Here is a 24,629-nt window from a genome sequence, read left to right on the forward strand (position 1 = left end):
ACTGCTCTGTGGCGCGATCCATTCAACTCAATTATCAGGCCAGAACATGCTGGCGAATGACGGCGGCGATACCCGGCTGTTCATTGTCGGCAATAACTAAATCAGCCCGTTGCTTGATGGCATCAGCGCTGTTCCCCATTGCTACACCCAGACCGGCGCTCTCCAGCATACTCAAGTCGTTAAAGTTGTCGCCGAAAGCCACCACCTCACTCATGCTCATGCCCTGAGACTCAACCCATTGCTGCAAGCGCATACCTTTACTGTTGCCCGCTTGCGCGATATCCACTTGATCATGCCATGACCATTCACAGGCCAGCCCCATCTCATCTTCAACCATGGTAGCAAAGGCTTTCAACTGCTCAGTATCGGCGTGAGAAGTGGCGAACTTCCAGATGGCGGTGGCGCTGTGGGCAGCATCTAATAAGCTATCGACATGGAGCAGTGTCGGGCGCTGGGCAGCAGGTAATGACTCGGCCCAACTTAGCGAACGGGTGACGTGCCCGCTGGTTTGCTGATAGAGCATGGCATCATCGACATACATCAGCCCGTGGATGTGGGTTTGCTCTAGCAACTGCAATACCTGAACCGCTTGTTTAGGCTGCAATGGATTTGAATCCAGCACTTTTTTACCATGGTAATCATAAATATAGGTGCCGTTACAGCAAATAGCGGGGGTATCTAGCTCTAGCGCCTGATAAAACGGATGAATCGCCACATGATGACGGCCCGTTACCACCACCACTTTAACGCCTTCAGCACGTGCCTGTGCCAGTACGGATAAGGATTCAGGCAAAATACGTTTTTTGTGATCCAGTAGCGTTCCATCCAGATCCAGTGCAATTATGCGATAGGTCATAGCAGTCCCAGACTCATTTAAGGGGCGAGTGAAATAGTATGTTTCGATATGATTTTCTGATAGTACACCGGATAAGCGACTGATTAAACCCGACTCTATATCAGCTAAGAATCAGCGGGGTAAGTTTGAGCGACACAACGCCAGACTGTTGTTATGCCCACCCAGTCAGGTAAGCTAGGCTAAAATAGTGTGTTAATCATTGATATTTGGCTAAACAGGTTACCCAATGGGTTCGACTCAGCGCCCAACAGGCTCGACTAAGGAGTAGAGATGAAGCAAGTGGTTTACGTGGCAAGCCCAGACAGTCAACAGATCCATGTCTGGCAATTAGATTCCGCCGGTGCATTAACTCTGCTGCAAACAGTGGACGTGCCGGGCCAAGTGCAACCGATGGCAATCAACCCGAATCAGCGCCATCTGTATGTTGGGGTGCGCCCTGACTTTGGTATTGTCAGCTACAACATTGCCGACGATGGCACCTTAACTGCCGCTGGTGTGGCACCCCTCCCTGGTAGCCCGACCCATATTGGCACCGATTTACAGGGGCGCTTCCTGTTCTCTGCTTCCTACAGCTTCAACTGTGTCAGCATCAGTCCTATTGATGAGCATGGCGTGGTTCAGGCACCTATTCAGCAGTTGGATGATTTACCCGCACCACACTCAGCGAATATTGACCCAACCAATCAAATCCTGCTGGTCCCTTGCCTGAAAGAGGATAAAGTGCGGCTGTTTGATTTGAGCGCAGAGGGCAAGTTAACGCCACACGCACAGGCGGATATCCCAGTTGCTGCTGGCGCGGGGCCGCGCCATATGGCCTTCCATCCGAATCAGCACGTCGCCTATTGTGTGAATGAACTCAATAGCTCCGTGGATGTGTACCAAATCAGCGATAATGGGCAGGAGTACCAGCTCATTCAGACACTGGATGCCATGCCGTCTGACTTTACTGGCACCCGCTGGGCCGCTGATATTCATATCACGCCAAACGGCCGCCATCTGTATATCAGTGACCGAACTGCCAGCTTGCTGGGTATTTTCAGCGTCTCTGAAGATGGCCGTAAAATTTCACTGGTCGGGCATCACCTGACGGAAGCACAGCCGCGCGGTTTCAATATTGACCATAGCGGCCATTTCCTGATTGCTTCCGGTCAGAAATCGGATCATATCGAAGTGTATCGTATCGATCAGAGCAGCGGTGAGCTGACAACACTGAGCCGTTATGCGGTGGGTAAAGGCCCAATGTGGGTGAGTATCTTGGCGCAATAGGGCTATTTTACTTGCCACGTTGAACTGCCCGAAAGGGCCGTTCAAGATGATGACAAACCCTCGATGACTCGATCTGACACGGTGAGGACAGGCGGAAGAGTAAAGCGTCCGCGCCAGGGATGGCGCGGCTCGAGCCTTCAGGGATGCTTATTTTTACAAAGGGAAGACGGCGTCTTTACGATCCGCCTGTTCTCTCCGCCGCTGGCACTTTGTCTCTCACTTTAACGGCCTGAAAGGGCCGTTTTCATCTATTATTATTGGCTTAGCACGTATTGGCTCAGCACGAATGACTACTCTCCACCGCACTTGCCACGGCATCCGTGAGTCGGGTCAAGGCCTCTGGCGAGATAATATAAGGCGGCATCAGGTAAATAAGTTTACCAAAGGGCCGAATCCACACCCCGTGTTCGACAAATCCCCGTTGCAGCCGGGCGACATTAACTGGCTCTTTCATCTCCACCACGCCAATTGCCCCCAGCACCCTCACATCCTCCACGGCGTGATGCTCTGCCAGCGGCAGTAATGCTTCCCTCAATTGACTCTCTATAGCGCTAACCTGCTGCTGCCAATGATTCTCCGCCAACAGATTCAGACTGGCGGAAGCCACCGCGCAAGCCAAAGGATTCGCCATAAAGGTTGGCCCATGCATAAAGCACCCGGCATCACCATTACTGATGGTTTCAGCCACCTGACGGGTGGTCAGTGTGGCCGATAAGGTCAGATAACCACCGGTTAGCGCCTTACCCAAACAGAGAATATCGGGTGTGATCTGCGCGTGTTCACAGGCAAAAAGCTTACCGGTACGGCCAAAGCCAGTGGCAATTTCATCGGCAATCAACAAAATCTGATGCTGATCGCACAGCGCTCTCACCTCGCGCAGATAAGCAGGATGATAAATACGCATCCCCCCCGCACCTTGCACTATCGGCTCCAGAATCACCGCCGCAATCTCGCTGGAGTGCTTGTCCATCATTGCGGCGAAATCCGTGATCTCCTCGGGGTTCCACTCTCCGTCGAAACGGCATTGTGGCGCGGTGACAAACAGATTCTCGGCTAAATAACCCTGATACAAACTGTGCATGGAATTCTGCGGATCACAAACTGACATCGCGCCAAAAGTATCGCCGTGGTAGCCATGACGCAGGGTCAACAGCCGCTGACGGCGCTCCCCTTTGGCCTGCCAGTATTGCAAGGCCATCTTCAGTGCCACCTCGACCGCCACCGAACCCGAATCGGCTAAAAACACACACTCCAACGCCGAGGGGGTCATGGCGACCAACTGCCTGCAAAGTTCTACGGCGGGAGGATGGGTAATGCCGCCAAACATCACGTGCGACATCTTGTCCAACTGCTGATGCGCGGCTTGATTCAGAGCTGGATGATTATAGCCGTGAATGGCTGACCACCATGAGGACATGCCATCAATCAATCGCCGACCATCTGCCAGTTGTAGCTCAACTCCCTCGGCGGCAACCACCGGATAACAGGGTAGGGGGTCGGTCATTGAGGTGTAGGGATGCCAGATATGGCGCTGATCAAAAGCTAGGTCAGAGGGTGTCATGGGAGTTTGTTGTAAACCAATTTGTCACAAGAATGGTTGACAGTATATCGAGTTTATTTACACTGACGACACTTTTTTCTCTTCTTTGGAGAAGCCGTAATGGCAAATTATACTCGCTGGACAGTCGGGCAAGCCCAAGCCCTGTTTGAAAAACCGCTGCTGGATTTACTGTTTGAAGCTCAGCAGATTCATCGTCAACACTTTGATCCCCGCCAAGTCCAAGTCAGTACCTTGCTCTCGATTAAAACCGGTGCCTGCCCTGAAGATTGCAAATATTGCCCGCAAAGCTCGCGCTACAAAACCGGGCTTGAGAGCGAACGCCTGATGCAAGTCGAGCAAGTATTAGAGTCGGCTAAAAAAGCCAAAGCGGCTGGCTCCACCCGCTTCTGTATGGGGGCGGCGTGGAAAAATCCCCATGAGCGCGACATGCCCTATCTGGAACAGATGGTCGAAGGCGTCAAGGCGATGGGGATGGAAACCTGCATGACGCTCGGCACGCTGGATAAGCAGCAAGCTCATCGTCTGGCAGACGCAGGGCTGGATTACTACAACCACAATCTGGATACCTCGCCGGAATTCTACGGCAGCATTATCACCACCCGCAGCTACCAAGAGCGGCTGGATACTCTCAGCGAAGTGCGCGATGCCGGTATCAAAGTCTGTTCTGGCGGCATCGTCGGGCTAGGAGAAACCGTCCGTGACCGCGCCGGGCTGCTGGTACAACTGGCGAATCTGCCCAAACCGCCAGAAAGTGTGCCAATCAATATGCTGGTCAAAGTGAAGGGCACCCCGCTGGAAAATAACGACGATGTCGACGCCTTTGAGTTTATCCGCACTATTGCAGTGGCCCGCATCATGATGCCCAGCTCTTACGTGCGACTCTCCGCGGGTCGCGAGCAGATGAACGAACAAACTCAGGCGATGTGCTTTATGGCGGGGGCTAACTCCATTTTCTACGGCTGCAAATTGCTCACCACCCCCAATCCCGAAGAGGATAAAGATTTGCAACTGTTCCGCAAATTAGGGCTGAACCCGCAACAGACCGCCACTGAACAAGGGGATCGCGAGCAGCAGCAACACTTGACCGAGCAGTTGTTGCACGGGGATTCTTCGCCCGAAGATCGCGTCCAATTTTATAACGCGGCGGTGTAATGAGCTGGCAAAGCAAGATAGAAAGCGGGCTGCAACAGCGGCGCGATGCAGCGGCCTACCGCACTCGTCAGGTCAATGAGGGGGCCAACGGGCGCGGGTTACAGGCCGATGGGCGGCACTATCTCAACTTCGCCAGTAATGACTATCTGGGATTAAGCCAAGATGCCGCCGTGATAGCGGCTTGGCAACAGGGCGCGCAGCGCTACGGTGTTGGCAGTGGCGGCTCCGGGCATGTGACCGGTTACAGCCAGCCCCATGCCCAATTGGAGCAGCAACTGGCCGATTGGCTTGGCTACCCGCGAGCACTGCTGTTTATCTCCGGCTATGCGGCGAATCAGGCGGTGCTGGCGGCGTTAATGGGCGCGGATGACCGCATACTGGCCGATAAACTCAGCCATGCCTCTTTATTGGAGGCGGCGGCACACTCGCCAGCGCAATTGCGGCGCTTTGCGCATAATCAGCCGGATTCGCTGCAAAAGTTGCTGGGCAGGCCCTGTTCCGGCCAAACCTTGGTGGTCACCGAAGGCGTTTTTAGCATGGACGGTGACTGCGCACCGCTGGCTGCTTTACAGCAACACACCACGGCGGCAGGGGGCTGGTTGATGGTGGATGATGCACACGGCATTGGTGTGCAGGGTGAAGGAGGGCGCGGTAGCTGCGCGTTACAAGGAGTAAAACCTGAGCTGCTGGTGGTGACCTTCGGCAAGGCATTTGGCCTCAGTGGCGCGGCGGTGCTATGTCAAGATCCAGTGGCTGAATACCTGCTGCAATATGCTCGCCACCTGATTTACAGCACGGCGATGCCGCCTGCACAGGCCATTGCGCTGCAAACCGCACTGTTACGCATTCAGCAAGCGGATGATCTACGTCAACAGCTTCAGCAACGTATCGCGCAATTTCGTCGTGGTGCGGCGGATTTACCCTTGTCATTAGGGGGATCAGAAACTGCCATCCAGCCGCTGCTAGTGGGGGATAACGCGCAAACTCTGGCACTGGCAGAGCAACTGCGTGCGGCGGGGTTATGGGTGACAGCAATCCGCCCCCCGACTGTCCCACCGGGCGGAGCCAGATTACGCATTACCCTCAGCGCCGCGCATCAGCCGGAGGATATCGATAGATTACTGGAGGGGCTGTATGGCGCTTGTCACTGAACCTATGCCGCCAGTATCAGTGGATAAATCCGCGATTGCGGCGGCTTTTAGCCGGGCAGCGGGCAGCTACGATACGGCGGCAGATTTACAGCGAAAAACCGGGGAGACGTTGCTGGCGCTGGGTCATCAGCATCCCGGCGTTTCAGTGCTGGATGCGGGCTGTGGCACCGGGTATTTCAGTCGCCGCTGGCGGGAGCTGGGCAAGCAAGTCACTGCGCTAGATCTTGCGGTGGGTATGCTGGACTACGCGCGCCAACAGCAGGCCGCTGATGACTATTTGCTGGCAGACATCGAACAGATTCCGCTGTCAGATCACTCAGTTGATATCTGCTTTAGCAATCTGGCGGTGCAGTGGTGCGCGGATTTACCTGCGGCCTTAGCCGAGCTGTATCGCGTGACGCGCCGTGGCGGCCTTATCCTTTTCTCCACGTTGGCAGAAGGCTCGCTTGATGAGCTGGGGCAGGCGTGGCAGCAAGTTGATGGCAAGCGCCATGTCAATGATTTCCTGCCTTTTCAGCAGATTAGCAGCGCCTGTCAGGGCTATCGCCACCAACTGACACCGCAGCACTATCAGCAACAATTTCCCGATGTGATAGCCCTTATGCGCTCGCTACAGGGCATTGGTGCCACGCATTTACATCGGGGCCGTCAGGCTGGCTTGGGGGGGCGTCAACGTCTGCTGGGGCTGCAACGCGCTTATAACCGGCAAGCGGGTCACTACCCGCTGAGTTACCACTTAGTTTATGGGGTTATTTATCGTGATTAACCGTTGGTTTATCACTGGCACGGATACCGATGTCGGTAAAACCGTCGCCAGTTGTGCATTATTACAAGCCGCCGCTCATCTGGGCTATCGGACTGCGGGTTATAAGCCCGTCGCCTCTGGCAGCCAGATGACGGCCGATGGCCTGCGCAACAGTGATGCTTTGGCGCTACAGGCCAACAGCAGTGAGGCGCTCGATTATGCCCAAGTAAATCCGCTGACACTGCTGGAAGCGACCTCGCCACATATTGCTAGCGAAAGTGAAGGCCGCGAGATCCATTTATCGGCCCTATCACAAGGCTTGCGGCAGCTTGAGCAATCCGCTGACTGGATACTGGTCGAAGGGGCTGGCGGCTGGTTTACCCCACTCTCCCCGCAAGCGACTTTTGCTGATTGGGTAGAGCAGGAACAGTTGCCAGTCATTCTGGTGGTGGGGGTCAAGTTGGGGTGCATCAATCATGCATTATTGACCGCGCTGGCGATTCGACACGCGGGATTGACACTGGCTGGTTGGGTGGCAAATGAAGTCATTCCAACCGGGGGGCGGCAAGCGGAGTATCTGGCGACATTGACGCGGATGATTGATGCACCGCTATTGGGGGTTATTCCTCATCTGACTGATCTCACTCAGCATCCCGCCACTGAACGCCGTGATCTTGGCGGCTATCTGGATCTACGGCGGCTGTCGGGCGAATAGAAAATCGAGGGCCAATCGGTATGATTAGCCCTTTTATCTCTTGGCGGAGGCCCGCGATACCTAAGCCACATCAACTGGCTAAATGCTCAATAATCATATCTTCATCCAATTGATCCAGTGTCCCTTGTGCCACGTTTCTGCCGCCCGCCATCAGGCAAAATCGATCGGCAACATGCTGAATTAGCGGCAAACGATGCTCCACCAATAACACCGTCAAACCCAAGCTACGACTAAGTTGATGCAGGATATTGCCGATATCCTCACTCAACGGGGGTAAGGTGCCGTTCCCCGGTTCGTCGAGAATCAGCAACTCCGGCTCTGCCACCAGCGCTCTGGCGATGGCTAACTGCTGCTGTTGATTGCGACTTAGCTCGCCCCCACGCTGGCTGCGTTTATCATGTAGTTGGGGGAACAAATCAAAAATCCAACCGGGAATGGGGTGCGACTTATGACGGCCCGCCAACACGGCGATCAGCATGTTCTCTTCGACACTCAGTTGAGAGAAAATCTGCTGCCCTTGTGGGACATAGCCGATGCCCAGCGCGGTGCGTCCCTCGACGGGTTGCTGTAGCAAGTTTTGTGGCGGCTGGTGGTGGGGTTGCCAAGTCATGGTGCCACTTTTAATCGGCAAATGACCCATGATGCAATTAATTAGCGTGGTCTTCCCGACGCCGTTGCGCCCAATCAAACAGGTGCACTGGCCACGGGGAAGCTCCAGATTGATATCCCAAAGGATATGAGTCTGGCCATAGTATTGATTTACAGCGGTTAAACTCAGCATCAGTGCTTCTCCTCAGTCGATCTCAGTAGTTCACAGGTGGCCCGGAGTTCTGTAACGGCTAGCGAAGGATTAACCAGCAAATTTGCATACTTGATAGCGGCAGATCAGCATAAAACACCACACTTATGCTGTGTGGTTGTGCATGTAAACTCTCTGTTTCACAGAGATATGAAGCAACTCTCGGGCCAAGTTACTGTGGGCAGCGGTAAAACTTGTATGTTAACGGGCTGTAAATGGTTTTAACGCGGGGGTTAGGCATGAAAATGCCAGTGCCAGCGGGGGAAAGAGTGGTGAATGATGGATTCCTTGCACTCAAGCGGTGCTCTGGTGGAGAAAATGGTGCAGAAAAACAGATCGGCGATAATGATTGGATCAGAGGGTAACAAGGTGAAAAATGTAGAATTAGCAAGTCGGGTAGTTAGTACGAATTGAAATATATGCTGAAATAAAAATGTAAAAAAAACACTAAAAAAGCTAATTAGTCCCTAATTCATCGCCAAGCTTTGCTTTTCGCCAACTCCCAGCCCCTATGGGGTTGAATGAGTTATCCACCATTCCTGTGGATAACCTTGTGCATTAGCCATAGAAAACTGATGGCAAGCGAGAGCCGGCGCGGCTTCTGACCCTGTTGTCCGGATTCTCTACTTTTAATAAATAACATTTATTTTCAGTAAGTTAATTAAAATCAAGTGTCGTCAATTATAATTGAGGTCAATGGATAATCCTTAATCAATTAACTATCACTAGTGTGTTTATGTTAATCGTTGGGGATAAAATACCTTTACAGTGCAACGAGCCTCTGAGTGTCACTGTCACGAAGCAACGCCGCCGTGTTTAAAGAAATTCCTACACTTTGGTGCTTGAAGCTGGTTTTATATCCAGTATCATAGGGGTGGTAAAATTTTATGGGGCTTTCATAATTAGCCTCCTGATAGTGTGTTTCTCCGGCGGGTAGCAAATTCATGAGTAAAGCATTCAAACTACATTCTGAGTTTAAACCAGCGGGCGATCAGCCTGATGCCATCCGTAAACTGGAGGAGGGGCTGGAGAATGGTCTGGCTCACCAGACGCTATTAGGGGTGACGGGATCAGGTAAAACCTTTACGGTCGCCAATGTCATTGCTGACTTAAATCGGCCGACCATGGTATTGGCGCCAAATAAGACCTTGGCCGCCCAGCTTTATGGCGAGATGAAAGAGTTTTTTCCTGATAACGCGGTCGAGTATTTCGTCTCCTACTATGACTACTATCAGCCCGAAGCCTACGTCCCCAGCTCCGATACCTTTATCGAAAAAGACGCCTCGGTAAACGAACACATCGAACAAATGCGGCTCTCCGCCACCAAAGCCTTGCTGGAGCGGCGGGATGTGATCGTGGTGGCCTCGGTCTCCGCGATTTATGGTTTGGGTGACCCCGACTTATACCTGAAAATGATGCTGCATCTGACCAAGGGCATGATCATTGATCAGCGCTCAATTTTGCGTCGTTTGTCAGAGTTGCAATACAGCCGTAATGATCAGGTATTTCAGCGGGGGACTTTTCGAGTACGCGGTGAGGTGATCGACATCTTCCCTGCTGAGTCCGATGAGTGGGCGCTGCGGGTTGAATTGTTCGATGACGAGGTTGAGCGGCTCTCGATATTTGATCCACTGACAGGCCAGCTACAGCACGAAGTACCCCGTTTTACGGTTTACCCGAAAACGCACTACGTTACCCCAAGGGAGCGTATTTTACAGGCGATGGAAGAGATCAAAGTCGAACTGGCTGATCGACGTAAGGTGCTGTTAGAAAACAACAAACTGTTGGAAGAACAGCGCATTGCTCAGCGAACCCAATTTGACCTCGAAATGATGAATGAACTGGGCTATTGCTCTGGCATTGAAAACTACTCCCGCTACCTTTCGGGCCGTGGGCCGGGCGAGCCACCGCCGACGCTATTCGACTATCTGCCCGCCGATGGTTTGCTGATTGTCGATGAGTCCCACGTCACGATCCCGCAGATTGGCGGCATGTACAAAGGCGACCGTTCACGTAAAGAGACGTTGGTGGAGTATGGTTTCCGGCTGCCATCGGCACTGGATAACCGCCCGATGCGTTTTGAAGAATTTGAAGCGTCGGCACCACAAACCATCTATGTCTCGGCCACGCCGGGCAAATACGAACTGGAGAAATCCGGTGGCGATATCATTGAGCAAGTGGTGCGGCCTACGGGCTTGCTTGACCCACTGATTGAAGTGCGGCCTGTCGCCACACAGGTCGATGACCTGTTATCAGAAATTCGTATCCGTGCTGCGATTAACGAGCGGGTGCTAGTGACCACCTTGACCAAACGTATGGCCGAGGATCTCACCGAGTATCTCGTGGAGCATGGCGCACGGGTACGCTACCTGCATTCGGACATTGATACCGTTGAGCGGGTTGAGATTATTCGCGATTTACGTCTGGGTGAGTTTGATGTGCTGGTGGGCATCAACTTGCTGCGGGAAGGTTTGGATATGCCGGAGGTTTCGCTGGTTGCCATTCTGGATGCCGATAAAGAAGGTTTTCTGCGCTCTGAGCGCTCCTTAATCCAGACCATTGGCCGTGCGGCACGTAACCTCAACGGCAAAGCTATTCTTTATGGCGACCGAATTACGGCTTCAATGGAAAAAGCCATTGGTGAAACCGAACGGCGAAGAGCCAAACAGCAAGCTTACAACGAAGAACGTGGCATAACTCCGCAAGGGCTTAACAAGAAAATTGGTGATCTTCTGCAACTGGGCCAACCGTCTACCCGTGGTAAAGGGAAAGGGCGGGGGGGCAAAGTGGCCGATCCCGATAACTACCTCTCCTTGCCACCGAAAGCGCTGGATCAGAAAATCCGTGAGCTGGAAGCCAAAATGTACACTTACGCGCAAAATCTGGAGTTTGAACAGGCGGCAGAATTGCGTGACCAAGTTCATCAGTTGCGCCAGCAGTTTATCGCCATCTCCTGATGGATAGGGGTTGCCGAGGAGGCCGCTGGTGCTCATCAGGTGATAAATCGGCAATTTTGCTTGTCGCATCAGCCAATCCTGATTAATGTGTGCGGCTGATAAAATTGTCACCTAATAAAGCGCGAGATAAATAATGAGTGAACACTTATCCAAAGATCCGCTGCACGGCATTACGCTGGAGCAATTGCTGACCAAACTGGTGGAGCACTATGGTTGGGAAGAGCTGGGATACCGTATCCAGATCAACTGTTTCACCAGTGATCCCAGCATTAAATCTAGCCTGAAGTTTTTGCGCCGCACCCCGTGGGCAAGGGCTAAAGTAGAAGCGCTCTATATCCACATGATCGATAACGCAGCATTACAGGCTAAATCCAAGGAGCCACGCCCCTAGTTCGCTTACGCGGAAGCCGCGCCACCCAACTGTTGCAAGGTCGCTTCCAGTGCCAGTCGCAATAGCTCACGGTCGTGGCGGTAAGGGATATCTTTGGCTTCCAGAGGTTGCTGCACAATAATTCGATCTTTCACGCCACTAATATCAATCCGTGGGCTGACAATAGCCGCATCAATAATTTTGCGGCCAATTTTGCTCTCCATGATGGCCAGTTTTTCTTGCAGCGAGAGCGCGGCGGCCGCGACACTCAGCTCACGCCCCAGATTGCCAATATAGATCATGCTGGCAGAGCTACGCCGTAAAGCTTGGGTTAAATCATCCAGCAGCAGCAGTGGCATCAAGCTGGTTAAAAAGCTACCGGGGCCGATCAGAATAACATCTGCCTGCCCTATGGCCTCGATCGCCTCCCGTGTCGCATGGACGTGGGGTGACAGCAACATCTCTTGTGGCATCTGTGCCAGTTGATCGATATTTACCTCACCATAAACCGGGTGCCCTTCACTGTCGATCGCCAGCAAATCGACGGGGTGCTCAGACATGGGAATAAGCCAGGCCTCCACTTTCAGTAAACTGCGCACCAGATTGATGGCTTCAATAGGGCGGATGCTGAGGTGATCCAACGCCTTAAGCATCAAATTCCCCAGATTGTGGCCCGCCAATTCGCCATTGCCCGTAAAACGGTACTCAAACATCGCAGACGCCACACTTGGCTCAGTAATCAATTGATTGAGGCAATTTCGGGTATCGCCCCACGCAATTCCACCTTCTGAACGACGTATGCGCCCAGTTGAGCCGCCATTATCGGTGGTGGTGACAATACCTGTCAGGCGCGAGCCTAAAGGGGAAAGGGCTGACATCACTCGGCCGAGTCCATGGCCGCCGCCTAATGCCACCACCCGATCGAGATCCGCTAAGGTGCGATTTCGCATATTTTTCCTGTCTAAATAGGGGTGCCTAACTCTAATAGCGTATACCCGTCATCTTTTAAATTGTAGGTGCCTTTGTGCACCTTGAAATCATTTGGGTATCGCTAAGGGTGAAATTGCTGCATAAGTTAACGGATTTGTCGCTAAAACGCGATAAAAGCCATGGTTTTCGTGATTTTAAACAGGGTATTAGCGGGCAGCTAAGCTACCATCAATGACGGTGAGTTGTGTCAGCTAAGTCGTTGTATATAAAAATATATAGCGAAAAACTGCGATTGGCTATCCTGTCGTTTTAGCGTTAGAATCTTTAGGAAAAGTAGGGTTTTTAGCGCTTTGTTGCTGTTGGCTTTACTTTTTAAACCATGGTTCAGAAGCGGTGCGTAAACTGTGACTGAACATAAACTCCTAGCCTTGGTGCCTACGTTGTCCCGAGCCGCGAATATGCGTTTCGTTTATGGACAATAGGGTGCTCTGGCCGTGGCTTTAAGCCACCAGGGTGCGAGGTAGAAATGCCTGCATCTCCCGTATTTGGAAAGGTGTTATGGTACAACTGACTGACGCATTTGCGCGCAAGTTCTATTACTTGCGCCTATCGATCACCGATGTGTGCAACTTTCGCTGCACCTACTGTCTGCCGGATGGCTATCGGCCCGATGGACTAAAAAGCTTTCTGAGCCTCGACGAAATAAGCCGCGTTAGCCGCGCCTTTGCCCTGTTAGGTACTGAAAAAATCCGCCTGACGGGCGGTGAACCCTCTATGCGGCGTGATTTCACCGACATCATCGCCACCATTCGGCAAAATCCCGCGATCCGCACATTGGCGGTGACCACCAATGGTTACCGTTTAGCGCGTGATGCAGCACAATGGCGGGAGGCTGGGCTGACGGCGATTAATGTCAGTGTCGATAGTCTGGACCCACGACAATTTCATGCTATCACCGGGCAAGATAAATTCCATCAAGTGATGCAAGGTATTGATGCCGCTTTTGAGGCCGGTTTTGATAAAGTCAAAATCAATGCCGTGCTGATGCGCGATGTCAACGACCGCCATCTGAGCGCCTTCCTTAATTGGATAAAACTCCGCCCCATCCAACTGCGATTCATTGAACTGATGGAGACGGGCGAGGGCGGCCATCTGTTCCGCAAGCATCATGTCTCCGGCGGTATCATCCGCCAGCAACTACTCCAGCAAGGTTGGCAGCAACAAGAGCGCGCGCGCAGTGATGGCCCCGCTCAGGTGTTCCATCATCCTGATTATTTGGGCGAAGTGGGGCTGATCATGCCCTACGAAAAAGACTTTTGCGCCAGTTGTAACCGCTTACGTGTTTCAGCGCTGGGAAATCTGCATCTATGCTTATTTGGCGAACAGGGCATTACGCTACGTGACCTGCTGGGCAGTGACGACCAGCAAGATGAGCTGATGGCGCGGATTCAGAGTGCACTGCAAACCAAAAAGCAGACCCATTTCCTGCATCAGGGCAACAGTGGCATTACACAGAATTTATCGTTTATTGGCGGCTGATGCCCTGCGAGTGAACGCCGCTAATTAGGAATATTTATGACTCAACTGACTCACATTAATGCCGCAGGCGAAGCCCACATGGTGGATGTTTCTGCCAAAGCTGACACCGTGCGCGAAGCGCGGGCAGAGGCTTTTGTTGAAATGCAGGCCGCGACACTGGCTATGATTATTGAGGGCAGCCACCACAAAGGCGACGTCTTTGCCACGGCGCGCATTGCTGGCATTCAAGCTGCTAAGCGCACTTGGGAGCTGATCCCATTGTGTCACCCGCTACTGCTGACCAAAGTGGAAGTTCAATTGGAAGCCCAGCCGGAGCACAACCGAGTGCGCATTGAGTCCTGCTGCCGCTTGACCGGCAAAACTGGCGTCGAAATGGAAGCCCTGACGGCGGCTTCGGTTGCGGCTCTGACGATTTATGATATGTGTAAAGCAGTACAAAAAGACATGATTATTGGCCCGGTACGTCTGCTTGCGAAAAGTGGCGGGAAATCCGGCGATTTTAAGGTGAACCCATGATTCAGATTCTCTTTTTTGCTCAAGTGCGTGAATTGGTGGGAATTGACCGCCTACAACTGGCGGCGGAGTTTCCCACGGTCGAGGCACTGCGACAGTCATTGTGCCAACGGGGGGAGCGCTGGCAGTTAGCGCTTGAAGAGGGCAAATTGCTCACGGCGGTGAACCAATCGTTGGTGAGTGCTCAGCACCCACTGGTTGCGGGTGACGAAGTGGCTTTCTTCCCTCCGGTGACAGGGGGTTGATAATGGAGCACACCCGAATCCACGTCGGACCTGAAACCTTCAATGTCGGTGATGAGTATCATTGGCTAGCGCAGTGTGACCAAGATGGCGCGGTGGTGACCTTTACCGGCAAAGTCCGCAACCACAATCTGGGCGAAAGTGTCAGTGCGCTGACACTGGAACACTACCCCGGCATGACAGAGAAAGCGCTGGCTGACATTATTGCTGAAGCGCGCAGCCGTTGGCCTCTACAGCGAGTCGCCGTGATTCACCGAGTCGGGCCAATGTTCCCCGGTGATGAGATCGTGTTTGTCGGCGTGACCAGCGCTCACCGTGGTATGGCGTTCGATGCGGCTGAATTTATTATGGATTATCTCAAAACGCGTGCGCCTTTCTGGAAACGGGAAGCGACAGCGGATGGCGAACGTTGGGTTGAATCGCGGGACAGCGATCATGCGGCCGCCAGACGCTGGTAAATCGTACGTAAACCCATGTAAAGATCGGTGCTAAATACCTATTTTTACTCCCTTGTTTGGGGTACTTCTGTGGTAATCTAACAGAGTCGGTGGGCTGTCAGTTGATAGCCTGTTTCATTATTTATATGCATAAGGTAACTACCATGGATCGCTATCCACGCTCTAATGGTTCTATTGTCGAACGTGCCAATACTGGCATTCAGGCATATATGGCGCAGGTATACGGCTGGATGACCTGTGGTCTGTTATTAACGGCGGTTGTCGCCTGGTACGCAGCGAATACCCCTTCAATCGTTATCGCTTTACAATCAAATCAAATACTATTTTTTGGGTTGATTATCGCGCAGTTGGGTTTGGTATTTGTTATTTCGGGCATGATTAATCGCCTGAGCGGTACAGCTGCAACTTCGCTGTTTATGCTGTACTCTGCGCTAACAGGTCTTACCCTTTCCAGTATATTAATGATGTATACTGGGGCTTCGATCGCCAGCACCTTTATCATCTGTGCCGGTATGTTTGGCGCAATGAGCTTCTACGGCTACACCACCAAACGCGATTTGAGTGGTATGGGCAGTATGCTGTTTATGGGCCTAATCGGTATCGTATTAGCATCGATTGTTAATATCTGGCTGAAAAGCCCAGCATTAATGTGGGCTGTGACCTATATCGGCGTGTTGGTGTTTGTGGGCTTGACGGCTTACGACACTCAGAAGTTGAAGAATATGGGCGCACAGTTGGATGCCAATGATAAAGATAGTTTCCGTAAATACTCTATCGTGGGCGCATTGACTCTATATCTTGATTTCATCAACTTGTTCCTGATGTTGTTGCGGATTTTCGGCAACCGCCGTTAATGCGTTTTCACCAGCTTGGCTGGTGGGATGAGATTTTGATGAAGGACACCAGATTGGTGTCCTTTTTGTTTTATGGGGGGAGTCGATCTCATTTCGGTTGATATTCGGTTGGGTGATTGGTTCGGTTGACATGAGATCGGTGCTCACTTGGCCTCCGAGGTAGATCGGATCTGGTTTCGGTTGATATTCGGTTCAGTGTTCCGGTTCGGTTGACATGAGATCGGTGCTCACTTGGCCTCCGAGGTAGATCGGATCTGGTTTCGGTTGATATTCGGTTGAGTGTTCCGGTTCGGTTGACATAAGATCGGTGCTCACTTGGCCTCCGATGCCCCAACCGCCAAAGAGGTCACAAGCGCGTGACCCCTTTGGAATCCCCGCGCTAGCGCACGTATCGCTTGCCCACTGCGTGGGTGCCTTCACTCATCGTTTCGGCTGACGGACCGGGCCGATTCACTCCTGTTCAAGCGGCCCTCGCTCGGCATCCATGCCTCGCGTCCTACCTACTCTCTTCACTCGGCAGCTCAAATGTGCTTTTAACATCAAGGTCAAAACCACGGTTTTTGGCTTTTGATGTTGAGCGCAATCAGAGATATTGCCGACGAGGATGGAGGGTAGAGTGAGCGGGCAGGACGCCCGCGAAAAGCGCGCTTGAGCATGGATGCGAATCGCGCTGGCTCGTCAGCCCGAAAGACGTGGGAGGTTTACCCGCAGGGCAATATTTCGCGCAAGGCGCGGGTGTTGGGCCGCCGCCCTGCGGCCCGACTCGGTTGAGGCTGCTGAGATCAGGTGAACACTGAACGATTATCAACCGAAACCTGATCCGATCAAATCTACCTGATCCGCTTTCACCCCGATCCCCCCACTAACTATACCCCTCCCCTTTAGGCTATTTTCCGCCTAAACATCCCATACGCTGCACTCCCCGTGGTGGCGGTGATCACCAACAACGGCCACAAACTGTGCCAGATAATATCGAAACTGGCATCCTTGAGATAAATCTGTTTGGTGATGTCAGTAAAGTGGCGAATAGGATTGATCCAGGTGATATTTTGCAGCCAGATGGGCATGTTCTCCACTGGCGAGACATAACCCGAAAGCAGAATTGCGGGCATCATAAACACAAACACGCCGATAAACGCCTGCTGCTGGGTAGAACACAACGAAGAGATCAGCAAACCAAAACCGACTAGCGATAAACCATAGAGCAGCATGGTGCCGTAAAATAGCGCCAATGAACCGGCAAAGGGGATTTGGTAGAAAAAGATGCCAATAAACAACACGATACTGGCTTGAAAAGCAGCGACAATCAGCGCTGGGACGGCTTTGCCGATAAAAATCTGCCAAGTGGTGAGGGGGGAAACCAGCAATTGCTCTAAGGTGCCTTGCTCGCGCTCGCGCGCCACCGAGAGGGCAGTCACAATCAGTACGCCGATGGTGGTAATCATCGCAATCAATGACGGAACCACAAACCATTTGTAGTCCAGATTTGGGTTATACCAATTTCGAATCACTAACTCGCTGTTATTCGGTTTAATTTGACCTTCAGTTAGCTCCAACTGGTATTCCCGCACGATTTGCTGAATATAGTTCGCCGCAATCTGAGCACTGTTGGAGTTACGCCCATCCAGCACCAACTGTAACTGAGTGGTTTTGCCGTTCGCCAAATCGGCGCTGAATTGTTCCGGGAAGCGGATCAGCAGCAGCGCTTTCTGGTTATCGATCACCGGTTGGATCTCTTGTGGGCTGTGCAACAGCAACACATGGGAAAACGCTTCGGCTTTTGCAAAGCGCTGGGTAAGCTCCACCGAGGCTTTGCCACTGTCTTCGCTGTAAATGGCGATAGTGGCGTTGGTCACCTCCAAGGTGGCGGCGAACGGGAATAAAATCACCTGTAATATCACTGGCATAATTAATATCGCGCGGGTTTGCGGCTCGCGTAACAGCGACTGCAACTCTTTAATAATCAATGTGTAGAGGCGATGAAACATAGTTTTGCTTCCTTCTTGTCATCTCACCGAGACTTAATTCATTCAATGCTTAATCTAACCTGCGCTGCGTTTTCCATGCTGTCAGGCCAATAAAGACTGCCGCCGAAGCGACCAAGAACAGCAGATTAACCACCAACACGGTGCCGATATTTCCCGCCAAGAATAGGGTTTGCAAGCTGCTGACAAAGTAGCGGGCCGGAATGATATAGGTAACAGCGCGGACGATGGCGGGCATGCTGTCAATTTCGAAAATAAAGCCCGAAAGCATGATCGCGGGCAGAAATGCGGCGTTTAGTGCCACCATGGCAGCATTGAATTGGTTGCGAGTGATGGTCGAAATCAGCAGACCCATCCCTAGCGTGCTGGCTAAAAACAGGGTGGTCATCACGAATAATATCCACAGCGAGCCGCGATAAGGCACGCCAAGAATAAACACCGCCACCACCATGCAAAGTGTCATGGCTATCATGCCGAGGACGTAGTAGGGGATCAGCTTCGACAGCAGTAATTCGCTGCGCGTGACTTGAGTCGAGAGCAGCGCCTCCATGGTGCCGCGCTCCCATTCACGGGCGATCACCAGTGAGGTCAGAATGGCCCCAATCACCGTCATGATAATGGTAATCGCGCCGGGAATAATGAAGTGTCGGCTGATGGCGGCGGGGTTAAACCAATAACGCACCTGCACCTCAATCAGCGGATCATTCTTTTGCCCCAAATTCTGCGCCTGCTGTTGCTGCCAGAGTTGCCACACGCCCTGCGCGTAGCCTTGCACAAAGTTGGCGGTGTTTGGCTCGCTGCCATCGGTAATCACCTGAATCGGCGCTTTGCTCTCTGGGCGGGCCAGTTGCTCAGCAAAATCATTGGGAATCACAATTAAGCCGCGAATTTTGCCCGCTTGCATCGCCTGAATCAGCGCCTGACGATTATCACTAATTTGCGGCATGATATAGGGCGAACTGGCAAAGGCGTTCGCCAGATCCTGCGCGGGTTTGCTTTGCTGCTCCATTAAAATGCCAACATGCAGTTTGCTGGAGTCCAGATTGATGCCATAACCAAAAATAAACAGCAGCAGCAGTGGGATGACGAAGGCAATCAGCCCGCTACTGGGGTCGCGCAAGATTTGGCGAGTCTCTTTCCGGCATAAGGCACGCAGGCGACGCCAGGAAAAACCAGTCTCCTGATAGGTTTCGCCCTCATTTCTCGGCTGTTTATTTTCTGGCTCTTTAGGTGCCGACTCGCTATTTATCGATAAAAGATGTGGCTCAGTCATGGCTGCTGCTCCTTATCATTCTGCTGGTCATAGCGCTGAACCAACCCGATAAATGCCTCTTCCATTGAGGGGTTAAGAATGTCATCGGTGGCCACTTGCTGCTTTAGCTCATCCGGTGTGCCCGCCGCAATAATTTTGCCACGGTAAACTAGCCCGATACGATCGCAATACTCCGCTTCATCCATAAAGTGGGTGGTGACCATGACGGTCACCCCTTTATCAACCATGCCATTGATATGCAACCAAAACTCACGGCGAGTCAGCGGATCGACGCCTGAGGTTGGCTCATCAAGGAACAAGATATCCGGCTCATGCATCAATGCGCAGGCCAGCGCTAGCCGCTGCTTAAATCCGAGCGGCAGCGAGTCCGGCGTCTGCTTCAGAATCGGCGTAAAATTAAAGGCTGACGTCATATCGGCTATTTTATCGCGCTGTGTTTTGCCTCGTAGGCCATAAACGCCAGAGAAAAATTTTAAGTTCTGTTCCACCGTAAGATTGCCGTACAGCGAGAATTTTTGCGCCATATAGCCCAAATGTTGCCGCGCCTTACCTGAGCTGGTTTTCAGATCCATTCCCAACACCAAGGCATTACCAGAACTTGGCACCAGCAGGCCGCACATCATTTTAAAGGTGGTTGATTTACCGGCCCCATTTGGCCCGAGCAAGCCAAAAATCTCACCGCGCTTCACCTTAAAATTCACATGGTCAGTCGCGGCGAAATCACCAAATTTTTTGGTTAACTCTTGGGCTTCAATCACCGTCTCATCATGGCTGCCCTCCACTTTGGGCATAATTTTCGCCAGTGCTGATTCGCTGGCTGGGCCACCGCCCAACAAGTCGATAAAGGCATCTTCAAAGCGGGGTTCAGCCTCCAGTAGTTCGGCGTTGGGCTGATTGAGCAGCGGCAGTAGTTGGCGGTGATCGACCTCCGGCTTGAGGATCAGCCGCACATATCTCCCCTGAATCACCCCGTCACTGACCTGCGGTAAGGTGAGGGCATGTTGCAGCAGTTTGCGGTGAGTTCCGGTTTGGGCGGCCACCAGAATTGTCCGGCCACTCATGCGCTGTGTGAGGTGCTGCGGCGCGCCGCTATAGAGCAATTGACCCTCATTCAGCAGCAAGACTTCGCGGCATTGCTCAGCTTCATCCAAATAGGAGGTGCTCCATAAGATGAGCATACCGTCGCTCGCCAACTCATGCACCATTCGCCATAACTCACGGCGTGAGATGGGATCGACCCCGACCCCCGGCTCATCAAGCAGTAACACTTTAGGCTGACCGACCAGCGTACAGGCCAAGCCCAGTTTCTGTTTCATGCCGCCGGACAGTTTGCCCGCTAAGCGTTCAGTAAAACGGGTCAAATCAGTAAAGGTCAGCAGGCGTTCAAATGTCTGGCGGCGCAGTTCGCCGGTCACCCCACGCAGATCGGCATACAGCGTCAGGTTCTCCATCACCGTCAGATCTTCATATAAGCCAAATTTCTGCGGCATATAGCCGAGAATGGAGTGTAACTGGCGATCGTTTTCTAGCGGGTCAAGACCCACGACCGTCATTTTACCTTGGCTGGGTTTGAGCAAGCCGGCCAACATGCGCAGCAGGGTGGTTTTACCGGCCCCGTCCGGCCCGACTAAACCGGTGACTGCGCCACTGCGGATCTCGGTGGTCAGGCTGGCGACGGCGGGGTGATCCAGTCCGGGGAAGCGCTTCTCAACGCCCTCCAGAGTAATCAGGTGCTGGACTCCATTCATAGCTTATGCCGCCTTAAGGTTGTGCAAAACGGACAGTGACCGGCATACCTTGGCGTAGCGACTCATCAGCGTCTGTGATGATAATCCGCAAGCGATAAACCAGGTCGGTGCGCAGCTCCGGCGTTTCGACACTTTTCGGGGTAAATTCGGCGGTCGGCGACACAAAACCTATCTTGCCGTGATAAGGCTTATCCGGGCGGCCATCGGTGAATACTTCCACCTGTGTGCCGGGAATGGCTTTATCTAAGTTGCACTCACTGACATAGGCCCGCACCCAGACAGGATCGGTCAGTGAGAGGGTAAAGACGGTATTACTGGCGGATAAAATCGTCCCCGGTTCAACCGCGCGGGTCAACACGGTGCCTGCCGATGGGGAGAGCAGGGTGGTGTCTTGCAGATTGAGCTGAGCTTGGGCCAGTTCAGCTTCGGCCTGAGCCAGATTGGCCTCGGCCTGTGCAATCTCTTGCGGGCGGTTGCCACTTAAATATTGAGCGAGCTTATCTTTCGACGCTTGCAGATTGGCCTGCGCCTGATTTCGCGCGGTGCGGGCATTTTCCAGTTCGTTGGCGGAGGTGGCTTTGCTGGCCCACAAACCCTGTTGCCGTTTCAGGAAGCTATCGGCGTAACTGAATGCGGCTTCGCGTTGGGAAACCTCAGATTTTACCTGTGCTATCTCTTCATCGCGGTAGCCCGCTTTCAGTAACGCCAGTTGTGCCTGCGCACTTTGCACATTGGCTTGTGCCTGTTTGAGCGCATTGAGATAGGGGCCATCATCCAGTTTACCCAACTGTTGCCCCGGCTGGATATCATCCCCCTCATCCACCGCCAGTGATGCCAGACGGCCACCGACGCGAAAGCCCAGATTCACCGTGCGGATATCCACATTGCCATATAACGTCAATGCTGAGTCGTGCTGCTGACGATAATAACTCCATCCGTAACCCATCGCCGCCAGCAGGGCGACAATCACCACGGCCACTATAATCTTCTTGCGATTCATAATGCTCCCTATCTGTTACTGATTTTTATCACCATGATGCCTTGGCCCGCAGCCCGTAAAGAAGCAGGTCAATATGTTCGATAAGTACCTGATTTATCATTTCAATCTCAGGCTGACCAATGTCCAACCAACCCGCTTGTCGGCGAATCGTCTCGCGGCCCATACGAAAAGCCAAAACCTCACCTATCAATGCATGGGTATGAAGAATAGTTTTAGTCGCACTCGCGTCAGCACCTATGAATGCGGCCAGTAACAGGTTCAGTTTTTGGTGCAATGGCGCAATAGCCTGAGCATGAATAAGGGGGTAGGCGTCACTGGGCGAGAGTTGTTCGCGCGCCATGATTTTGCTCATATTTAAGGTTTCTGGCTGTGTCATTAAATGACTGAACTCCAGTAACCCACGGCGAATAAAGTGTAACTGCTGCTCGGCCGTTTGCTCCTGAACAGGTCGCTGAAGGAATTGGTCAATCTCCTGCGCCAGCGGCGAAAAGGCGTGCTGGATAAAATCAGCAATTTGCTGCGCCACCGCCAGATACAACCCCTCTTTGGAGCTGAAATAGTAGGTGATGGCGGCAATATTCTGGCCTGCCCGCTGCGCAATATCTCGGGTCGTCGCGCCTTTCAGGCCCAATTCACCGAATAATTCGGTGGCTGCTTGAATCAATTGTTGACGTGCCTGCTCACCACGGGGGGTCACGGGTAAGGATGGCGTTAAGGCATGAGGTGTGGAATGGGACATAGGCTCCCTACTCAATCAACCGATTTTATCTCAATTTCATTTGCGCCAATGATAATTTATGGTCAAACAATAAATCAATCATATGATTAACTTTAGGCGCACCCTGTGAGTCTGTAAAGTTATCGTCCGTGAAAGCCCTATTTTTGTGAAATAAGTGAGATTAATAGCCGGTAACAAGTCAGTTTTTCAGATGTGTGTCGCAATAAAAAACTGAATAATCGTGTAAATATCCCTTTTATTGCGAAACATCTGTTATAATCAGCCGCAATGGTGCACTGCAGTTTGTGCCAATCCTCGTGGTAATGCCTCAATTCATGCCTCGTCTGATAATCTCCCCTTGAAACTGCACCTGACGATATCGCCAGGATTGGGGAGATCTGGAGCTTCTCGTAATATGTCATTTGATTCTCTCGGCCTAAACGCCGACATCCTGCGTGCTGTTGAAGAGCAGGGCTACCTCGTGCCGACGCCAATACAGCGTCAGGCGATCCCTGTGGTACTGGAAGGCCGTGATTTAATGGCTAGCGCACAAACCGGTACCGGTAAAACAGCGGGCTTCACCTTGCCGCTGTTACAACTGCTTAACCAGAACCAAGAACCAATTAAGGGTCGTCGCCCGGTGCGCGCGTTGATTTTAACGCCAACCCGTGAACTGGCTGCGCAGATTGACGAAAACGTACAGAGTTACAGCAAATACCTGAAGCTGCGTTCGCTGGTGGTATTTGGTGGCGTTAGCATTAACCCACAGATGATGAAATTGCGTGGTGGCGTCGATATTTTAGTCGCCACCCCAGGCCGCTTACTGGATCTGGAACATCAGAACGCGGTTGACCTCTCCAAAATTGAGATTTTGGTGTTGGACGAAGCTGACCGTATGCTGGATATGGGCTTTATTCACGATATCCGCCGTGTATTGGCTAAATTACCCGCTAAACGCCAGAACCTGCTGTTCTCTGCCACTTTCTCTGATGAGATTAAAGGGTTAGCCAGCAAGTTGCTGCACAATCCGGTTTCAGTTGAAGTCGCTCGCCGTAATACGGCGTCTGAGCAAATCACCCAAAGCGTTCATTTTGTAGATAAAAACCGCAAACGCGAGTTGTTATCTCAGATGATTGGCGAAGGTAACTGGCAGCAAGTGTTAGTGTTTAACCGCACTAAACATGGCGCGAACCATTTGGCTGAGCAGCTGAATAAAGACGGCATCACTGCCGCCGCGATTCACGGTAATAAGAGCCAAGGCGCACGTACTCGCGCACTGGCTGATTTTAAAGATGGCAAAATCCGTGTGCTGGTCGCGACTGATATTGCTGCACGTGGTCTGGATATCGATCAGTTACCCCATGTGGTTAACTATGAGTTGCCGAACGTACCAGAAGATTACGTGCATCGTATTGGTCGTACTGGCCGTGCAGAGCGCACTGGTGAAGCGATTTCACTGGTTTGCGTTGATGAGCACAAACTGCTGCGTGATATCGAACGTTTACTGAAACGTGAAATTCCACGTATTGCGCTGGAAGGCTATGAGCCGGATCCAAGCATTAAAGCTGATCCGATTCAAAATGGCCGTCAGGGCCGTGGCGCGCAACGTCCAGGAATGGGTCGTGGCAGCAGCGCAGGTCGTCCACAAAATGGCGGTGGTGCAGCAGGTCGCGGTGACAGCCGTAACAGCCGTCCTCGTAGCCAAGCGGATGGTCAACGCCGTCCAGCAGGCCCGTCCTCTCGTGGGCGTAGCCGTAATCCGGGCGAATAAGCTGTAAATGCTGTTTGCTGATAAAA

At 52.4% G+C, this 24,629-nt stretch carries 22 protein-coding genes and 1 riboswitch; of the genes, 13 read left to right on the top strand and 9 right to left on the bottom strand.

Annotated elements, in window-relative coordinates:
• Positions 1–34: 34 nt before the first annotated feature.
• Positions 35–856 (bottom strand): pyridoxal phosphatase, encoded by an 822-nt coding sequence (locus HRD69_RS12320; protein ID WP_004875273.1) that lies wholly within the window; start codon positions 854–856, stop codon positions 35–37.
• Between the two features lie 270 nt (positions 857–1,126).
• Here HRD69_RS12320 and pgl point away from each other — a divergent pair, with 270 nt between their 5' ends.
• Positions 1,127–2,122, top strand: coding sequence for a 6-phosphogluconolactonase (pgl, locus tag HRD69_RS12325; protein WP_004875272.1), 996 nt, complete (start codon positions 1,127–1,129; stop codon positions 2,120–2,122).
• Positions 2,123–2,399: 277 nt separating this feature from the next.
• Here pgl and bioA read toward each other — a convergent pair whose 3' ends face one another.
• Positions 2,400–3,683 (bottom strand): adenosylmethionine--8-amino-7-oxononanoate transaminase, encoded by a 1,284-nt coding sequence (gene bioA, locus HRD69_RS12330; RefSeq protein WP_004877853.1) that lies wholly within the window; start codon positions 3,681–3,683, stop codon positions 2,400–2,402.
• A 99-nt stretch (positions 3,684–3,782) separates the two neighbouring features.
• Here bioA and bioB point away from each other — a divergent pair, with 99 nt between their 5' ends.
• The 4 genes from bioB to bioD are packed head-to-tail and all read left to right on the top strand — an operon-like array spanning position 3,783 to position 7,446.
• Positions 3,783–4,835: a biotin synthase BioB gene (gene bioB, locus HRD69_RS12335; RefSeq protein WP_032815545.1), complete on the top strand. Its 1,053-nt coding sequence runs from the start codon at positions 3,783–3,785 to the stop codon at positions 4,833–4,835.
• On the top strand, positions 4,835–5,986 hold the full coding sequence (gene bioF / locus HRD69_RS12340) for an 8-amino-7-oxononanoate synthase (RefSeq protein WP_004877851.1): 1,152 nt from the start codon (positions 4,835–4,837) through the stop codon (positions 5,984–5,986). The genes bioB and bioF overlap by 1 nt, the downstream gene beginning before the upstream one ends.
• Positions 5,970–6,752 (top strand): malonyl-ACP O-methyltransferase BioC, encoded by a 783-nt coding sequence (bioC, locus tag HRD69_RS12345; RefSeq protein WP_032815543.1) that lies wholly within the window; start codon positions 5,970–5,972, stop codon positions 6,750–6,752. Before bioF ends, bioC begins: the two co-directional genes overlap by 17 nt.
• Complete coding sequence (gene bioD, locus HRD69_RS12350; protein ID WP_086020027.1) at positions 6,745–7,446, top strand: dethiobiotin synthase; 702 nt, start codon at positions 6,745–6,747, stop codon at positions 7,444–7,446. Before bioC ends, bioD begins: the two co-directional genes overlap by 8 nt.
• Positions 7,447–7,516: 70 nt before the next feature.
• Here bioD and HRD69_RS12355 read toward each other — a convergent pair whose 3' ends face one another.
• On the bottom strand, positions 7,517–8,227 hold the full coding sequence (locus HRD69_RS12355) for a branched-chain amino acid ABC transporter ATP-binding protein (protein ID WP_004877847.1): 711 nt from the start codon (positions 8,225–8,227) through the stop codon (positions 7,517–7,519).
• A 962-nt stretch (positions 8,228–9,189) separates the two neighbouring features.
• Between HRD69_RS12355 and uvrB the strand changes: the two genes are divergently transcribed.
• Positions 9,190–11,202 (top strand): excinuclease ABC subunit UvrB, encoded by a 2,013-nt coding sequence (uvrB, locus tag HRD69_RS12360; protein ID WP_004877845.1) that lies wholly within the window; start codon positions 9,190–9,192, stop codon positions 11,200–11,202.
• Between the two features lie 133 nt (positions 11,203–11,335).
• A complete protein-coding gene (locus HRD69_RS12365; protein WP_004877843.1) occupies positions 11,336–11,593 on the top strand; it encodes a VF530 family protein in 258 nt (85 codons plus the stop codon).
• A gap of 5 nt (positions 11,594–11,598) precedes the next feature.
• Here HRD69_RS12365 and yvcK read toward each other — a convergent pair whose 3' ends face one another.
• The gene (yvcK, locus tag HRD69_RS12370; RefSeq protein WP_004877841.1) at positions 11,599–12,522 is read right to left on the bottom strand and encodes a uridine diphosphate-N-acetylglucosamine-binding protein YvcK; all 924 of its coding nucleotides are present in this window, start codon (positions 12,520–12,522) and stop codon (positions 11,599–11,601) included.
• Positions 12,523–12,909: 387 nt separating this feature from the next.
• A riboswitch (molybdenum cofactor riboswitch) is annotated at positions 12,910–13,074 on the top strand.
• Between yvcK and moaA the strand changes: the two genes are divergently transcribed.
• From moaA to HRD69_RS12395, 5 genes are all read left to right on the top strand, one after another.
• The gene (gene moaA, locus HRD69_RS12375; RefSeq protein WP_004877837.1) at positions 13,061–14,041 is read left to right on the top strand and encodes a GTP 3',8-cyclase MoaA; all 981 of its coding nucleotides are present in this window, start codon (positions 13,061–13,063) and stop codon (positions 14,039–14,041) included. It overlaps the preceding riboswitch by 14 nt.
• A 36-nt stretch (positions 14,042–14,077) precedes the next feature.
• Positions 14,078–14,557 carry a cyclic pyranopterin monophosphate synthase MoaC gene (moaC, locus tag HRD69_RS12380; RefSeq protein WP_004877834.1) on the top strand — a complete coding sequence of 160 codons (480 nt, stop codon included), beginning with the start codon at positions 14,078–14,080 and terminating at the stop codon, positions 14,555–14,557.
• A complete protein-coding gene (moaD, locus tag HRD69_RS12385; RefSeq protein ID WP_032815540.1) occupies positions 14,554–14,799 on the top strand; it encodes a molybdopterin synthase sulfur carrier subunit in 246 nt (81 codons plus the stop codon). Before moaC ends, moaD begins: the two co-directional genes overlap by 4 nt.
• A gap of 2 nt (positions 14,800–14,801) precedes the next feature.
• Positions 14,802–15,254, top strand: a complete 453-nt coding sequence (gene moaE / locus HRD69_RS12390) for a molybdopterin synthase catalytic subunit MoaE (RefSeq protein WP_004877830.1) — start codon at positions 14,802–14,804, stop codon at positions 15,252–15,254.
• 143 nt (positions 15,255–15,397) lie between these two features.
• Positions 15,398–16,108 carry a Bax inhibitor-1/YccA family protein gene (locus HRD69_RS12395; protein WP_004877828.1) on the top strand — a complete coding sequence of 237 codons (711 nt, stop codon included), beginning with the start codon at positions 15,398–15,400 and terminating at the stop codon, positions 16,106–16,108.
• Positions 16,109–16,989: 881 nt separating this feature from the next.
• Here the strand turns inward: HRD69_RS12395 and HRD69_RS12400 are convergent.
• From HRD69_RS12400 to HRD69_RS12420, 5 genes are read right to left on the bottom strand one after another with little or no spacing between them, the layout of a single operon-like run.
• A complete protein-coding gene (locus tag HRD69_RS12400) occupies positions 16,990–18,096 on the bottom strand; it encodes an ABC transporter permease (RefSeq protein ID WP_004877152.1) in 1,107 nt (368 codons plus the stop codon).
• Positions 18,097–18,145: 49 nt separating this feature from the next.
• A complete protein-coding gene (locus HRD69_RS12405; RefSeq protein WP_032815364.1) occupies positions 18,146–19,366 on the bottom strand; it encodes an ABC transporter permease in 1,221 nt (406 codons plus the stop codon).
• Positions 19,363–21,114, bottom strand: coding sequence for an ATP-binding cassette domain-containing protein (locus tag HRD69_RS12410; protein WP_004877148.1), 1,752 nt, complete (start codon positions 21,112–21,114; stop codon positions 19,363–19,365). Before HRD69_RS12410 ends, HRD69_RS12405 begins: the two co-directional genes overlap by 4 nt.
• 13 nt (positions 21,115–21,127) lie before the next feature.
• Positions 21,128–22,114, bottom strand: a complete 987-nt coding sequence (gene hlyD, locus HRD69_RS12415; RefSeq protein ID WP_032815363.1) for a secretion protein HlyD — start codon at positions 22,112–22,114, stop codon at positions 21,128–21,130.
• A gap of 28 nt (positions 22,115–22,142) precedes the next feature.
• Positions 22,143–22,853 carry a transcriptional regulator gene (locus tag HRD69_RS12420; RefSeq protein ID WP_032815362.1) on the bottom strand — a complete coding sequence of 237 codons (711 nt, stop codon included), beginning with the start codon at positions 22,851–22,853 and terminating at the stop codon, positions 22,143–22,145.
• 394 nt (positions 22,854–23,247) lie between these two features.
• Between HRD69_RS12420 and rhlE the strand changes: the two genes are divergently transcribed.
• Entirely contained in the window at positions 23,248–24,603 is a 1,356-nt protein-coding gene (gene rhlE / locus HRD69_RS12425) for an ATP-dependent RNA helicase RhlE (RefSeq protein WP_004877142.1), read from the top strand.
• Positions 24,604–24,629: the final 26 nt, after the last annotated feature.

This window comes from Yersinia mollaretii ATCC 43969, from assembly GCF_013282725.1.
Lineage (GTDB): Bacteria > Pseudomonadota > Gammaproteobacteria > Enterobacterales > Enterobacteriaceae > Yersinia > Yersinia mollaretii.